The organism is Aeromonas sp. 600479 (assembly GCF_049175515.1).
GTDB lineage: Bacteria > Pseudomonadota > Gammaproteobacteria > Enterobacterales > Aeromonadaceae > Aeromonas > Aeromonas veronii_A.
In genome coordinates this window covers 64,677-79,574 of sequence record NZ_JAAKVF010000018.1, presented here as the reverse complement: position 1 = coordinate 79,574, position 14,898 = coordinate 64,677, and the positions used below count along the sequence as shown (strand labels likewise).

13 protein-coding genes are annotated in these 14,898 nt (G+C 57.2%); 5 read left to right on the top strand and 8 right to left on the bottom strand.

Annotation, left to right across the window (positions count from 1 at the left end):
• Positions 1-233: 233 nt before the first annotated feature.
• From G5149_RS17255 to G5149_RS17230, 6 genes are all read right to left on the bottom strand, one after another.
• Positions 234-617 carry a lysozyme inhibitor LprI family protein gene (locus G5149_RS17255; protein ID WP_005348187.1) on the bottom strand — a complete coding sequence of 128 codons (384 nt, stop codon included), beginning with the start codon at positions 615-617 and terminating at the stop codon, positions 234-236.
• Positions 605-3,229, bottom strand: coding sequence for a hypothetical protein (locus G5149_RS17250; RefSeq protein ID WP_421213116.1), 2,625 nt, complete (start codon positions 3,227-3,229; stop codon positions 605-607). Before G5149_RS17250 ends, G5149_RS17255 begins: the two co-directional genes overlap by 13 nt.
• Before the next feature lie 34 nt (positions 3,230-3,263).
• Positions 3,264-5,309 (bottom strand): type VI secretion system tip protein TssI/VgrG, encoded by a 2,046-nt coding sequence (tssI, locus tag G5149_RS17245; protein WP_421213114.1) that lies wholly within the window; start codon positions 5,307-5,309, stop codon positions 3,264-3,266.
• Between the two features lie 348 nt (positions 5,310-5,657).
• On the bottom strand, positions 5,658-6,176 hold the full coding sequence (hcp1, locus tag G5149_RS17240; protein WP_010634242.1) for a type VI secretion system effector Hcp1: 519 nt from the start codon (positions 6,174-6,176) through the stop codon (positions 5,658-5,660).
• Between the two features lie 226 nt (positions 6,177-6,402).
• Entirely contained in the window at positions 6,403-7,113 is a 711-nt protein-coding gene (locus tag G5149_RS17235; RefSeq protein ID WP_421213112.1) for a LuxR family transcriptional regulator, read from the bottom strand.
• Positions 7,114-7,419: 306 nt separating this feature from the next.
• Positions 7,420-9,525, bottom strand: coding sequence for a TonB-dependent hemoglobin/transferrin/lactoferrin family receptor (locus G5149_RS17230; RefSeq protein WP_421213111.1), 2,106 nt, complete (start codon positions 9,523-9,525; stop codon positions 7,420-7,422).
• 193 nt (positions 9,526-9,718) lie between these two features.
• On the opposite strand from G5149_RS17230, the gene G5149_RS17225 reads away from it, so the two are divergent.
• From G5149_RS17225 to G5149_RS17215, 3 genes are read left to right on the top strand one after another with little or no spacing between them, the layout of a single operon-like run.
• Complete coding sequence (locus tag G5149_RS17225; protein ID WP_255909416.1) at positions 9,719-10,690, top strand: ChaN family lipoprotein; 972 nt, start codon at positions 9,719-9,721, stop codon at positions 10,688-10,690.
• Positions 10,691-10,715: 25 nt separating this feature from the next.
• Entirely contained in the window at positions 10,716-11,270 is a 555-nt protein-coding gene (locus G5149_RS17220; RefSeq protein WP_421213109.1) for a cysteine hydrolase family protein, read from the top strand.
• Positions 11,271-11,307: 37 nt separating this feature from the next.
• Positions 11,308-11,691 carry a hypothetical protein gene (locus tag G5149_RS17215; RefSeq protein ID WP_005335256.1) on the top strand — a complete coding sequence of 128 codons (384 nt, stop codon included), beginning with the start codon at positions 11,308-11,310 and terminating at the stop codon, positions 11,689-11,691.
• Between the two features lie 87 nt (positions 11,692-11,778).
• Here the strand turns inward: G5149_RS17215 and hutZ are convergent, their stop codons facing one another.
• Positions 11,779-12,336, bottom strand: coding sequence for a heme utilization protein HutZ (gene hutZ / locus G5149_RS17210; protein WP_005335257.1), 558 nt, complete (start codon positions 12,334-12,336; stop codon positions 11,779-11,781).
• Positions 12,333-12,845 carry a heme utilization cystosolic carrier protein HutX gene (hutX, locus tag G5149_RS17205; RefSeq protein WP_005362516.1) on the bottom strand — a complete coding sequence of 171 codons (513 nt, stop codon included), beginning with the start codon at positions 12,843-12,845 and terminating at the stop codon, positions 12,333-12,335. Before hutX ends, hutZ begins: the two co-directional genes overlap by 4 nt.
• 170 nt (positions 12,846-13,015) lie before the next feature.
• On the opposite strand from hutX, the gene G5149_RS17200 reads away from it, so the two are divergent.
• Positions 13,016-13,867, top strand: a complete 852-nt coding sequence (locus G5149_RS17200) for a heme/hemin ABC transporter substrate-binding protein (RefSeq protein ID WP_421213107.1) — start codon at positions 13,016-13,018, stop codon at positions 13,865-13,867.
• The gene (locus G5149_RS17195) at positions 13,864-14,895 is read left to right on the top strand and encodes a FecCD family ABC transporter permease (RefSeq protein WP_005335261.1); all 1,032 of its coding nucleotides are present in this window, start codon (positions 13,864-13,866) and stop codon (positions 14,893-14,895) included. Before G5149_RS17200 ends, G5149_RS17195 begins: the two co-directional genes overlap by 4 nt.
• Positions 14,896-14,898 lie beyond the last annotated feature (3 nt).

The following is a 14,898-nucleotide window of genomic DNA, read 5'->3' as shown; positions in this document are numbered from 1 at the left end:
TTGCAATCCTTCCACCCGCCTATGGCGGGTTTCTTTTTTGTCCCCTAATCACTTTGCTTCATCATCAGGATCTGCATCTCGGATTCAAATTTAAATCCATCCTCACAACGAAAAATCATCTGGATACAACAAATCTTCGAGCTATCCTGCACCAAAACTATTTGTAGCGATAAAAAAACACCGGCGTTAAGCCGGTGTCAGGTGATAACTAGATCTGAACATATTGTCCCGGCTTAGTAAAACAATGAATTTAAAAACTTAACTCTCTCATTTGTTTTTTTTAATAGACAACTCTTATATATAGTGGCGTAGCCAGAGCCAGTCATTGACTCGTATGTTTCCAAATCACAGTCAGTATCTCGCATTTTTATCCATGCCTGCTGATTTTTCTTAAGAAAAAATGACACGGGTTTGATGTCTACACCCTCACCATGAATATTTATGGAGTCTAATTCCACCATCTTCTTTTTGTAAACAGAGTTTAATTCCGCATCTGATTTTTCATAAAGCGCAGAGATACACTGATACATTTCAGTCTCTGTTTTTTTGTCAGAGCATTCTTGAGAAAAAGCAGAAAATGAAATGCCTATTGATAATAAAAAAATTAATTTACCCATGATGACCTCGCATTGAATCTTTCTCGGGGGACTCTAAACACATCAATCCAAACACTTCTGTCACTCATCAAATATTTAAAAGCACTATAGTCACCAGACTCTAACCCCTCAACCAAAGTTGGAATAATAGAGTCTCTTGATTTCGAATGGTTATCACCTCTAAATGTTAAATCCACTAAGACTTCCTTTACATCTGTAGGTAATTGATCCCATATGATTTTACCTGGTGGTGCAAGAACATGACGAGAGCCTCGAGCCGCCTCTATTGTACGTTTTGTTGTACTTTCACGATCACCATATACAGATAAAAATAAAAAGTGTTGTTGCTTCCTGGTTAGTATTTGCTCATCCATAGGAACAGAATCATTAATCAAAGCAAGGTGATCTTTAGCAAGATCGCGTTTTTTACCGGAGCCAACAATTAGCCAAGAAGACATTTTATCAGATAATGGCCTTGCATTTTCACTGATCGCCGACAACAAGTTTGAAACAAACGGTTGTGTTTGCTGACCAATATCTAAACCTCGTCCATAAGTGATTCCTGATTGACCAATGACAGTACCATCTCTTTGCATTGGTATATGTGGCTTTCTCGAGAAGTATATGCTCGTGTCAACATCGTTTCCTTCAGCATCAAATGTGAGCTGCCCTTTGGGTACTGTGAGCCATTTTTCATCCATCTCATCATCAGAGATAGGCTCAGCCACCAACCCCATCATCCCTGCCGGATGAATAAACCAAGGCTTGGTATCACCTAATATCGCGCTGGCATCTTCCATCCACGCCATATTGTTGTGTACCTGCATCGCATACTCATAGAGCTTCGGCTGCTCGGCTAACTCCTGCTTTAGACGCGGCCAATCGCCAGGCTTTACCCATTCGCTTTTGTGCTTGATAAACAACATGCGCAACTTGCCCGCCAACTCCTCATCGGCCAGCGCGGCCTTGATATCATCGCCGCTCAGGGTGCCATCGTTGTCCCTGTCTGTCACCAGCTTGTCATAGAGGGTACTGAAAAATTTGCTCGCCTCTTTCTGTTGCGGATCTTCACTCTCGGTATCAGCCTTGTCCAAAAATCCATCGTCATCGCTGCTGCCATCGACCAGCTTGACGCCCAGCTTGTGCCAGTCGTGCTGACTGATGACTTCAACATCACCGCCCTGCAATATGAACTCGCCAGCCAACTCCCCGTCCGCAGCAGTCCGCTCACGTACCTTCACAAAGTTGTTGGCACCGTGAGTGACAATATCAGACTCTTTCACCGCCAACGGTAAGACCAGCGGCCCAAAATTGGCAACCTCGTGAAAACCATGCTTGCTATCGCTGGTGAGACGATAGGTAGTGACCTTTTTCTTTACCAGCAGGTAGCCTTGGCCACCGGTGACCCGCGCCTTGTTATTGATGCAATCTTCAAGCACCTGTTTGTCGCTTTCTGCCACAAACACCTCAAAGTGCACGGCTTTGCTGTCTGCGTCTTTCTCGAAACCGCTGGCTCCGGCAGTGGCTAGCTCATGCTCACCCCAATGACCGATGATCTCTCCGGCCTGCACCGGTATCGGGTTTGCGCTGCGGTCAACGACCGCATCGTCTTTGAATTCGACAGGGATACTCGGTTCTGCGGTCAGTCCGGCCCCCATCTTGCTTTTTGCCAGCCAGCCAACGGCACCTTTGCTGGCATTGGTCATCACCTGATTGGCCCTGTCTTTGACAGTGCCGCTGCCCACCTTGAAAACCTGTACTTTACGAAACTCAGTCGTGCCGCCATTGATGCTTATCATTTGTGCCGGCTCACCAGATATCACGACCTCACTACCTGCAGGCAAGCCCAAGCTCTCAGCTGTGGTGTCAGCGCTTTTACGTAGCCATGTATTACCAGGGATCTTACAGCGAGCTGGTTTGCCTTCTGGTGGTGTCATCCACTTCGGCTTTTGTGGAAACTCCTGCTGTAATTGGCTTGCCGCAATATGGAACAGGCTGTCCGGGTCATTAACGTAGTGCACCAGATAGTAATCGTGGGGCTCATCTTTGTGGTTAAGCAGGCTCTTCACTTCCTGGCCGACCAACTTCACTTCAGCCCCCCTTTTCGCATAGACAGGTTTATCGCCAGACAGCCGACGTGTCAGCTTGGGAGGATGTCCCTCGACCACCGGTTCATAGGTGGACACACCTGTCCCCTTGACCATTACTCGCGCAGCCTCGGAACTGTTGTAGCTGTTCTCACAGGCGATGTGCATGTAGAGGCTGTAGAAAGTCAGACGATTCTTGTTCTGCTCACCGGCTTCGTAGCGATGACGTACCAGACAAAACGAAGGGGAGGTATACAAGTCAATCTTTCCCTCTGGCTTGCCCTCTTCGGTGCTACGGGTCGCCTTGGCTGGTTTGGTCGCCAGTCGGTAGGCCACAATCTCCCCGTCAGCAATCGCGCGCACAGCGCCGCTCGGGTGCCAGCCTCCGCTTTTACTGAAGTGGATACCACCGTGCCAGATACGGTTGCGGCCTATCGGGAAGGTACCGCTCTTGAGGCCGTTGATCTTCTTGATAAATTCATCGAGAGATGCAATCTCGCTGGAGCCGTTCTCACCCGCCAGTTGCATGGGATAGACGATTTTCATCTTTGTCATTCAATCCTAAGTTGTTCGTCGAACATCAAGCGGAGGGCTGATAATCGCTATCGGGCTCCAGCGCCTTGAGCAACGCCTCCATCGCCTTCTCGGTGGCAATCGCCTTGACCAGTTCAACCAGTTCCGGAGCTTTGACCACCTCAACCCCTTTGGGAATAACGGGAGCCTGACCAGCCCAGCCAGAGCCAGCTCCCGGGCTGCCTCCGGCATTGAGTTTGATGGCGGGGCCGACCAGCTTGATGCCGCTCGGGTCAACTTTGACAAAGCTGCCACCCCCCTTGAGGGTGATCTCTGAGCCCGCCTCCAGCACCAACTTGTCACCCACCTTGATATGCACCTCTTCACCCGCTTCCACCAACAGGGATTGACCCAGTTTCTGGTGCAGGGAGGTATCCACCGTCAGCGAATAGTCCGCCTTGATCTGTTCACGCTTTTCACCCTCCACCGTCAGGTGGTCGTTGGCCTTGATGCGAGTCACCCGATCAAAGTCGATGTCGGTGTGCTGGTCATGCTTGATGTGCCAGGCGGCATCGTTCTCTATCAGCACGTTCAGGTCTTTCTGACCGTGGATATAAATCTCTTCCTGTCCCGCCTGGTCTTCAAAGCGCAGCTCGTTAAAGCCCTCGCCCTTGTGAGTTTCGGTGCGCAGCACGGTGCGAGTCTTGTTGGCAGGCAGCTCATACGGCGGCCGGTTGGTGGCGTGGTAGGTGTGCCCCGTCACGATGGGCTGGTCGGGGTCGCCCTCTAGGAAGCTAACAATGACCTCGTGGCCGATACGCGGGATGGCCATCATGCCATATTGACCACCGGCCCAGCCTTGGCTCACTCGCACCCAGCAGGAGCTCTGGTCGTTGGAGCTGCCGTAGCGGTCCCACGGGAATTGCAGTTTGACCCGGCCATGTTCGTCGCAGTAAATCTCTTCCCCTTCAGGGCCCACCACCATGGCGATTTGCGGGCCATCCACCATCGGCTTATGGGGTGCCTCGGGGCTGCCGATACGGGCGCGCCAGGTGGTGCTCGCCTTCACTACGCCAAATTCGTTGTGGTAGACGGTCGGGCCACTGCCGCCCTCTTCCTCCAGCGCCTGCGGTTGCTCACCGGTGTGGCAAATATGGACGATTTGCCAGTCGGTGTTAAGGCTGCCATTGGGGTGTTCGGTGAGTGAGAAGTGCTGGCCCGGCAGCAACGCGGCGCTGTTGGATTTGCCGCTGCCTGCTACCGCGTCATTGCGCAGCGCATCGAGCCGGTGCTGGGCAAACGCCTTGCCGCTCGGGTCCTGCTTGTAGCGGCCCGGGTAGTCGAAGTGCTGATAAGTATCCCGTTGATGCTCAAGCTCTGCTCCCTGCTTTTTGTGGGAGAGGCCATAGGCCGGCGTCTTGAAGCTGTAGTCTTTCAGCTCCACATCCGAGGGGCGCACCGCCTCGCGGTAGTGGAACTGGCGCACATAGGGCCCTTGTTCCAGCGAGCGGTTGCCGAGGTTGAAGAAAAGCTCGGGGCCTTGAGTCAATGCCGCCGCGTCGTCGGCAAACACAATGCGGTGCTTGCCCGCTTCAAATTCGTGGAAGTAGAACAAGCCCTCTTCGGCAGCAAGGCGATTCACGAAATCGAGGTCGGTCTCCCGATACTGCACACAGTATTCCCGCTGGGCGTGCTCGTTCTTGAGCGCAAAGGCGTAATCGGTGATGCCATGTTCTTGCAGCAGGATACTGAGGATTTCATCGGGCTTTTGCGCCTGGAAGATGCGGGAGTTCTGGCGCAGCCCCAGCCGCCACAGGGCGGGTTTTACCTCAAGGCTATAGCGGGTGCGGCGAAAGCCGCTGTCCCCTTGGGCAAACTCGCTCACTACCCCGCACACCTGGCGTTGCAGCTCGCCGTTGTACCACACCATGAGCTCGCAGGGTTGGTCCAGCACGGCGCCAAAGTCGACATCGGGCTGGCTGCTGGCCAGCTCAAGGCGCAGGTTGAACGGCCGATTCAGTCCCTCGTCCAGCTGGAAACTCGCCACCACGAAGGTGCTCTCGGGCAGCGCCCCCACCTTGACGGTAAATTGCAATCCGGTTTGATTAGCCATGGCTCTCCCCTCTTGTCACGGCCACGCGATGTCTGCGCCCCTCTTCAAGACCCCAACCGCCAAACCACGCTACCGCCCTCTCCTGTGCCACAACGGGCAACCAAGATAGCGGCGAACACGGGTTACGGGCGGATTGGGTCTGCATCACAGGACACCCTTTAGTGCTTTGCCATCCCTCCGCGCTCACTCGCAGGGCATCAAACCCCGGCTGGGGGATGGCAAAACAGAAAAGCTCCAGCCAACCCGTTGGCCAGGCTGGAGAAAATGCACAGTACAAGAAGCCGGTTGAACAACCGGCTCAAAGACACATTACTACTTACAAGGAATACCAAAGTACCGAAGCAAGGCTTACGCCTCGATGGGGGCGCGCCAGTCGTCCGCACCGGAAGTGCCGGCAACGGTGTGCTCCCAGTCAATCTTGCGGTAAGCCATGGAGACCTGGATAAGCTGGGTAAAGTCAGACTTCGCCGGGTCCTGGCAGTGGGGCATCTGGCAGTCGATGTCAACGATAGTGGCATCGGTCAGCACGGTAGAGAAGAAGTGCTCCTGCTTGCCCTCAACGGAGGTGCGATACCACTTCAGGGTCACTTTCGGCAGCATTTCGCCGGAAGCCAGCGCGTTGTACATCAGCGGCACGGCTTTGTTCAGGGCGACGGTGAACTTGAACGGCTTGTGGACACGCTGACCGGCAGGCTGACCGGATTGCGGGTCGGTCGGGACGGTGACAACGTGCTGGAACTCTTGTACCAGCATCTCGTCTTCGTGGCCTTGCACGAAGATGTTGCCGACTGAGTCAGAGGTGAAGGCCCCGGCGGTGATATTGCCCTGGGTTTTACCTTCGATGCTGATATAACATGGAGTTGGCATGTGTATGCTCCTAAATAAGTTGGTTAAACGAGATAGCACTCGACCAACCTTTAGCAGCGACCATGCCACTTTTTTATTCTTTATTTATCAGTCAATTACCTTCCATCTGTTCTCTCTCTACGCGCATAGATGCAATAACTTGCGCAATATCATCACACCCACTGGCAAAACTGACATTTTTAGTAATTTAATCTACGTAATGAGCAATTTTTTGCGTTAGGCAGCATCATGCACTGTCATCATCCACATTTTCAATCTGTGCCGTGTCAATGTTCAGTCTGACAATACCCTGCATCAGCGCCCATGATATCGCCTGATTTTTGCAGCTCGCACCCAGCTTCTCCGCTATCCGTTCAAGATGGAAAGTGACGGTTCTGGGCTTGATCCCCAGGATCTGGGCAATATCACTCACTTGCTTGCCTTCGGCAGCCCACTGGCACACTTCCTGCTCCCGTAACGTCAGCTCTTCCTGAGGCTGCCTCACACAGAGACAAACACGGGCTACCGCTTCAAAGACATGCACAGCCAGCCAGCTTAAAAAAGGAGTGGCACTCAACCATTGATGCTCGGTTCGTGGGGCGCGAGTGATCAATGACAGCAAGCCAACATGGCCATTAGCCCCATGCCAGGGAATTGTGATCCCGTCGCGCAGCCCCATCTCATATGCCTGCCGCATCACCTCCAGCCCCACCATATCTTGCCGCTCACAACACTCGGTGATCAGGCTGCCCCAGAGGATGGGGGTGCTCTGCTTCATCCCTTTTCTCACAACGGGATCCACCGTAAAGAAACGTTGTTTGTCATAGGTCTGTACCCATTCGGCAGGACAGCCGTTGAAAATCCTCACGTCAGGTCGCTGAATCGAACTGGGAAAGATGAATCCCAGCCGGAAGTGGTCAAAACCCATCTGCTGGCTAAGGGTACGCAGCAGGGCCACTATGGTCTGCTCGTCAGGGGCCTCATTGAAGCGGGTAATCAGCTCAAGAGCGTCGGCGGTGTCGAGGAAAAAGTTCGATGTCGAAGTCAAAAGCTAGGCACACCCGTTGTAAAGAATTACTAAATGTCATTAACAATAAATCAAATAGCATAATATCTCGCCAACACAAAGAAAAAGGCGAAGCCAATGAATAACATGGTGTGAGCGGGTCACCTCACACCTGGCTACATGTATAAAAAATCCCCGCCTGTCAGGGCGGGGATCCGGTGCGGGCAACAGCCCGAGATCACTGCGTGTGTTGTCTTTTTAGAATACGTATTTGACCCGTGCACTCAGGTTGCGGCCCGGTTCAGTCATCATGCTGTTATCGGAGCCCTCGGCACGACCGGCGATGCGCTCGTAGCTGGTGTACTCCTTGTCAAACAGGTTGAAGACCCCGACGTTGAGCTGCAGGTCGGTCATCGGGTTGAACTGGGCGTACATATCCACCACACCCCAACCGGCGCTCTTCACGTAATCCTTGCCTTTGCTGTCTTTACGGACTTTGTCCATGTCGTCCGCAAAGCGCAGCGCGGTGTTGAAGTTCCATTGGGACTGTTCCAGACGCACACCGACGGAGCCGTTGAGCGGGCTCAGGCTGTTGATGTAGTTGCCATCCCCATCCTTGCCTTCGATGTAGGCGAGGTTGCCCCATACATTGACGATGTCGTTGAGCCAGTAATCCGCCTTGGCTTCGACTCCTTTGGTGGTCGCCTTGCTCAGGTTCTGGTACTGGTAGACGGCGGTGCGCCCCTCTTTGCCCACTTCCACCATCTCGATGAAGTCTTCGAACTTGTTGTAGAAGCTGGCTACTTCATAGCTGAAGCCGTTGCTGCTGCCACGCACGCCGAGCTCGATGCCGTCGCTGCTCTCCGGATTGAGGTTCGGGTTGGGCTCGATGCGATAGCCGTACGCCTGATGGTTCAGGGTGGAGAAGGCACTGTCATACATGGGGGCCTTGAAACCGTGGCTGTACTGGGCGAACAGGTTGGCCGCCTCGTGGGCCTTGAACACCAGACCCAGCTTGGGTGACAACTCCCCTTCCGAGAACTTGTGCAGCTTGTCGCCGGTGTAGGCCGGATCGTTGTCCGGAGTCATCCGGTAGTAGTCATAACGGGCACCCGGGGTGAGCACCCAGCGCTCGCCAAACTTGATCTCGTCAAAGGCCCACAGGGCGCTGCGCTCGCTGGTGGTAGCCGGGAAACTCAGCTCGTTGTAGCCGACAAAATCACCGGGAGTCGTCGGCCCCTTGTAACGGGTACGTTCGTTGTCGGTGTGCTCGTATTCAGCACCCCAGGCCAGGCGGTGGTTGGCGACCGCCTTGTGGAACTGCAGCTGGGCGCCGATGTTCTTCTGATCGAACACGTTGTGATCCAGCGAGTTTTTGGTCACATAGGGGTTGCCGGGGCTGACCGGATACTTGGATGAGGCGTACTGATCCAGCGTCTGCTTGGTGCGGGCGAAGTAAACCTTGCTATCCATCCGATCAGCCCAGCCTTGATTCAGCGCGATGCCGTGATCCAGCACCACAGAGAGGTTGTCGGTCTGCTTGTCGGTGATGGGCTGATCAAAGACACGGGCAGTACCGGTACCGACCTTGTTGAGCTTGACCGCATCCGGCTCCTCGCCATCGGTCAGGTAGTCGACGGTCAGCTTGAGGAACTGCTCATCGGAGAGGTTCCACTTGCTCTTGAGCAGCAGGGCGTGGGTACCGATATCGAAGTCGTTCTTGGTGGAGTCGAAATTCTGGGTCACACCGCCATCGCGCCAGGTGTAGCGCAGCAGGTTCTCCACTTCGCCGGTGCGCAAGGCGCCGGTAAAGCCCGCCATCTTCTGGTGGCTGCTGGAGGCGTAACCGCTGGTCACATCCAGATAGCTATCCTTGCCCTTGAGGAAGTCGCTGGCATCCTTGGTGGTGATGGCAATCACGCCACCCAGCGCATCGGAGCCGTAGGCGGCAGACGCCGGCCCCTTGGCCACTTCTACCTGCTTGATCATGTCGGTATCAAAGTAGCTCTGACCGACACCGCCCTTGCTGTAGGCATCGTTCTGGCGCACACCGTCGCGCACCACCTTGACCCGGTTTTCTCCCATGCCGCGGATGATGAAGGTCTGCGCATCACCCTGACCGCCGAGCACGGTCACACCGGGTTCGTAGCGGAACAGGTCGGCGACGTTGGTGACGACCTGCTCTTCAATCTGCTTGGCGGTGATCACCGAGATGGGGCCGGAGACATCTTCCAGTTTTTGCTCCATCCGTGAGCCGCTGACGACCACGACTTCATCCGCCTTCTGGGTGGCAGCAAAGACCTGGGAGGAGAGACCGGCAGCCACGGCGAGGGCAACCAGAGAGAGTGCGTTATGATGGGTCACAGCGAATCCTTATTGAGAACTGTTATCAAACAGGCCGCATATTACCCGGCTCTCGACAAAGATCAACAAGAAACGAAATCATTCTCATTTGTTTTGAACCAAATTGGTTTTACACTGTCACCCTGTGTTGCCCTTATTCTCTATTAGCCCCCCGAGATGCACCGGCATCCGGGCATATCAGCCGTGAGATCCCATGATTAGACGACTTCCCCTGCTCGCACTGCCGCTGCTGCTGGCAGCCTGTGCCACCCCCACCCAGCCGACCCAGTCATCACAGTTGCAGACGCTCTATGACTACCGACTAAGCAGCGAGGGAGACGCAGACCTGACGCTGGAGCAGGCGATCGCGCGCACTGCCGACGCCGATATCATTCTGGTGGGTGAGCTGCACAGCCATCCCGCCGTGCACCTGTTGCAATCGCGCCTGCTGAGCGGGCTCTACACCGCTGGCCAGCAGCACGGTCGGCCATTGGCCCTCTCCATGGAACAGTTCAGCCGCGCCGATCAGAAGACGCTGGATGCCTATCTGGCGAACCAGATTGGTGAAGCGGCCTTGATCCGCGAAGGCAACGCCTGGCCCAACTATCCGAGCGACTACCGCCCGCTGGTAGAGTTTGCCAAGGCTCACCGGATGCCAGTGATCGCCGCCAACGCCCCCAAGCCGCTGGTGAGCTGTGTCGGTCAGGAGGGGGCTGAGTGGCTCGACAAACTGCCCGCGTCGCGTCGCAGCCAGCTGGCCCGCCAACTGACGCTGGGGGATGATCCCTATCGCCAGAAATTTATGGCCTCCATGCACCACGGCGATGCCGACAGCAACGCCCGCCGCTTCGCCGCCCAGACCAGCTGGGATGACACCATGGCCGAGAGCATGGTGGATTATCTCGCCAAGCACCCGGGCCAGCAGATCATGCATATCGCCGGCAATTTCCACGTCGAGGGGGGGCTTGGGCTCGCCAGTCGCATCGCCAGCCGTAATCCGGCCCTCAAGGTAGCGCTGGTCGTGCCCCGTACAGATGAGACCTCTGTTGCAGATCCCGCAGCCGATGTGCAGGTAACCATCATGCCGCTACCTAAGCGCTGGCAAAACAGTGACGAGATGAAGCAAGATATGGGCGCGCTGCATCAATCCCGCAGTCGTGACTGCAGCCAGTGGCTGCAACCCTAATCTTCCAGGAAACGGCGGGTAAAATATGGATGTGTTACTGATCATCGATGTGCAGCAAGGCTTGTTCAACGAGCCCCGTTACCGCCAGGAGCAAGTGCTGGCCAATATCAATCGGGCTGCGGCCCATGTCAGGCAGCAACAGGGACGGGTCATCTATATCCAGCATGACTCGCCCCCCGGTACCGAACTGGAACCGGACACCCCGGGTTGGCAGTTGCACAGTGCGCTGCAACCGGCCAAAGGAGATAGCCGGGTGCGCAAGACAGCATGTGACAGCTTTCTCGATACCGAGCTTGCCTTCCTGCTGGCCGAGCAGCCGGTCGATCGACTCATTCTCTGTGGCTGTGCCACCGATTTTTGCGTCGATACCACGGTGCGCAGTGCCGCCTCCCATGGGTACGAGGTGCTGGTATTGAGCGATGGTCACACCACCGCCGATCGCCCCCACCTGAGCGCGGCCCAGATCACCGAGCACCATCACTGGATGTGGCGCCACCTCAGCCTGCCGGAGGGGCGCAGTGTGACCCTGCTCACCACCGACGAGCTGCTGGCAGTAACACCCGCCCTGCAGCCGTGCTAATCTGCGAGCCTCGCCTCGTTTCTCACTGGAGTCTGTCGTGCGCCTGTTGTCTGCCACCCTGTTGTTGATTGTTCCCCTGCTGTCGGCCTGCTCCAGCTTGCCCGGCCAGAAGTATGACGGGCCGGAACCCCTGTTTCTGACCCACATCAACGAGGAGGGGAGCAAGCGGTTCACCTTTGAAGCCGCGCCCAACGACACCTTGCCGCGCGGCCTCTCGGCAGCCCAGAGCCAGCGGCTGCTGGAGCAGCGGGAGGCGTTACAGGAGAACCTGCTGACCGAGACCCTGGCGACCAAGCAGTATTGCCGCCAGGGCTACATAGTGCTGAGCCAGACCTCCTGGAAGGTGCGGGGAGAGTGCAACGAAACGGCTACCGACGCCGATCGTCGCGCTTTTCCCAACAAGGCCAGCTGGCAGGATTGAACAGGCCGGATGAGATAACGCAATAAAAACGGGCAGCCCAGTGGCTGCCCGTTTTGTTATGACGGCTGTCGTGGTCGACAGGGATCCTCAGACCGGCGCATCGGCCGGGCTGGTGAGCTCGGCACCGTTGTCGATGCGCTTGTGCCCCTCCACCAGATGGACAAAATCCACCAGCTCGTCACCGGAGACCGCGAACGCCTGGCCGAAGCCCTTGACGAACAGCCCCTGCTCCGGCTTGAGGCGGAACAGTTTGAAATCCTTGAGGTTGGAGAGACCCTTGATGATCTCGCCAAAACGCCCCTCCAGCGCCGCGACCGCCTTGCTCCAGCGAGCGTCGTCACGGGCTACCACTTCAGCCACCGCATCGAAGGTCAGGCGCTTGCGGGCAAACAGCTCGCGGGCACCGCTCTCATCCTCGATCAGCATCAGGGATACCCGCGGCACCTGTTGCAGGTTGCGGGCGTGGCGGGCGATCTCGGAGATCAGCACATAGTAGCCATCTTCCTGCAGCACAAACGGGGCATAGCTGGCGTTGGGATTGCCTTCGCCATCGACGGTGGCGAGCTGCAGGGTACGGCAGCTGTCGCGAAACTCGCGGATCTCCGGTTGCAGGCGGTTCTGCAGACGCTCCTGACGTTCACTCATGCTTTGACTTCCTCTTGAGAGTTGTGGCGCAGCGCCATAAAACGGGTGACCTGATCGGCCAGCAGCTGGCGTTTCTCGTCGCGACCCAGATAGACCTTGAAAATGCAGCGGCCGGAGTGACCGAAGAACTGGAAGGAGTGCCCCTCCTTGCCCATGAACAGCTTGCTGACCAGCGCAATCCCCGCCACGTTGTCGAGCTTGAGGTGACCATGCAGCTCACCGTCGCGGCCCATCAGGTTGTAGTAGCCGCGTGCGTCCTTGCCTTTCGGGAAGGGGGCTTTTACCTCGAAGATGGAACCTTCTGATTCGACGATGGTGGTCACCGGGCCCCAGTCGGCCAGATCTTCCAGCAGACCTTGTGCGCGATCGGCGGGCAGCAGGGTCACCAGCTCGGCGGGCAGATGGCGAACCACCTCCCATTCGCTGATGGCGAGCTGGGCCGCCAGGGTGGACGGATGAGCGCCGGGATCCTGCTCCAGCAGCGCGTGAATGCGTTGTGCAATGCTCATGTTTTCTCCCTTTGCGGGACCAGGTCGTCCCGCTGTTTATCATGGCGGCTACTCTAATAAAGCACTGGAACCAATGCAATTGATAATTGCTATCATTATCAGTGCATTTTTTCCAAAGCCTTGATATTCTCGGCGGCACACCCGTTTTATTCACCCCTTCGGAGGTTAGCATGGGCCGTCGTCTTGCCCTCGCCATCACCCTGCTCTGCAGTTCACTGTCCCCCTTCTCTGCCGTTGCCGCCGACGGACAGAAAGAGCGTATCGTCAGTATCGGCCCCGCCACCACAGAACTCATTCTGGCCCTTGGCGGTGAATCGAGCCTGATCGCCACCGATATCAGCAGCCCCTTGCCAAAAGGGTTGCCCAAGGTGGGTTATCACCGGGCGCTGGCCGCCGAAGGGATCCTGAGCCTCTCCCCCACCCGACTGGTGGGCAGCGACGAGATGGGCCCGGCCCCGACCCTGGATCAGCTGCGTCGTGCCGGGGTCAAGGTGGAAGTGCTGGATACCGCGCCGACCCTCGCCAACCTCAACCAGCGTATCGACACCCTCGCCAGCCTGCTGGGCGATAAAGCAGCTGGTAATCGCCTGAAGGCTGAGATCCAGGCTCAGACTGCTCAGCTGGCGGCGCAAGCCAAACAGAACAAACCGCTCAAGGTCGCCTTCCTGCTGCTGCACAAGGGGCAACCCACCAGCATCGCCGGGGGGGACACCACTGCCAGCGCGCTGATATCGCTGGCGGGCGGCATCAATCCGGTCGCCGAGTTACGCAACTACAAGCCGGTATCCGCCGAATCCCTCATCGAGATGCAGCCCGATCTGGTGCTGGTTAGCGGTCGTGACTGGCAGCAATATGCCGATCCGGCCAAGGTGCTGGCAGAAGTGCCCGCCCTGGCCGCCACCCCGGCTGGCAAGCGTAACGCCATTCACGCCATCGACGGTCACGCCCTGCAAGGGGGCCTGAGCCTCAACTCCCTGCAACAGGCGAACCAGATCGCCCAGTGGATCAAGCAGGGGTCATGATGCGGTTACCCCTCTCCTGGCTGTTGGCCTTCACCACGGCCGCACTGGCACTGTTGCTGCTCGGTTCGCTGGCAACCGGCCCCATGACCCTCACCCTGGGCGAGAGTCTACGGGCGCTGTTTGCCGGGCAGGAGAGCGGGATTGAGTCGCACAAACTGCTGATCGTGCAAGAAATTCGCCTGCCGAGAACCCTGCTCTGCATCGCAGTGGGGGGAATTCTCGGGCTCTGTGGCGCCGTGATGCAGGGGCTGTTTCGCAACCCTCTGGCTGACCCCGGCATCATAGGGGTCTCCGGCGGTGCGGCGCTCGGCGCGGCGCTCGCCATCGTGCTGCTGGCCCCCCTCGGCCAGCAGCTGCAAGCCACCATCGGGGTTGGCCTGCTGCCGCTGCTCGCTTTTCTCGGCGGTGCGCTGACCACCACCCTGGTCTATCTGCTCGGCACCCGGGAGGGCGGCACCTCGGTGACCGTCATGCTGCTGGCCGGGGTCGCCATCACGGCGCTCTCCGGTGCAGTGATCGGCCTGCTCACCTATCTGGCGGACGATCAGATGCTGCGCAACCTGAGCCTGTGGCAGATGGGAACGCTGGCGGCAGGCAAACCGGCCGATGTGGCGCTGGCCCTGCTCACCCTGGCGGCCCTGCTGTGGCTCTTTATGCGCGATGCCAATCCCCTCAACGCCCTGCTGCTGGGGGAAGGAGAGGCCCGTCATCTTGGGGTCAATGTGCAATCCCTCAAGCGTCGCCTGATTCTGCTCACCGCGGCGGGCGTCGGGGTGGCGGTGGCGGTATCGGGGATGATCGGCTTCGTCGGGCTGGTAGTGCCCCATCTGGTGCGCCTGCTGGCGGGCCCCAACCATGTCAGGTTGCTGCCGCTCTCGGCCCTGCTTGGCGCCGCCCTGCTGCTGGCAGCCGATATGCTGGCGCGCACCCTGCTGGCCCCCGCCGAGCTGCCGGTGGGCATCATCACCGCCCTGCTCGGCGCCCCCTTCTTCATCTGGCTGCTGGTAAAAGGCCGCCGCGCCCTGTGATAC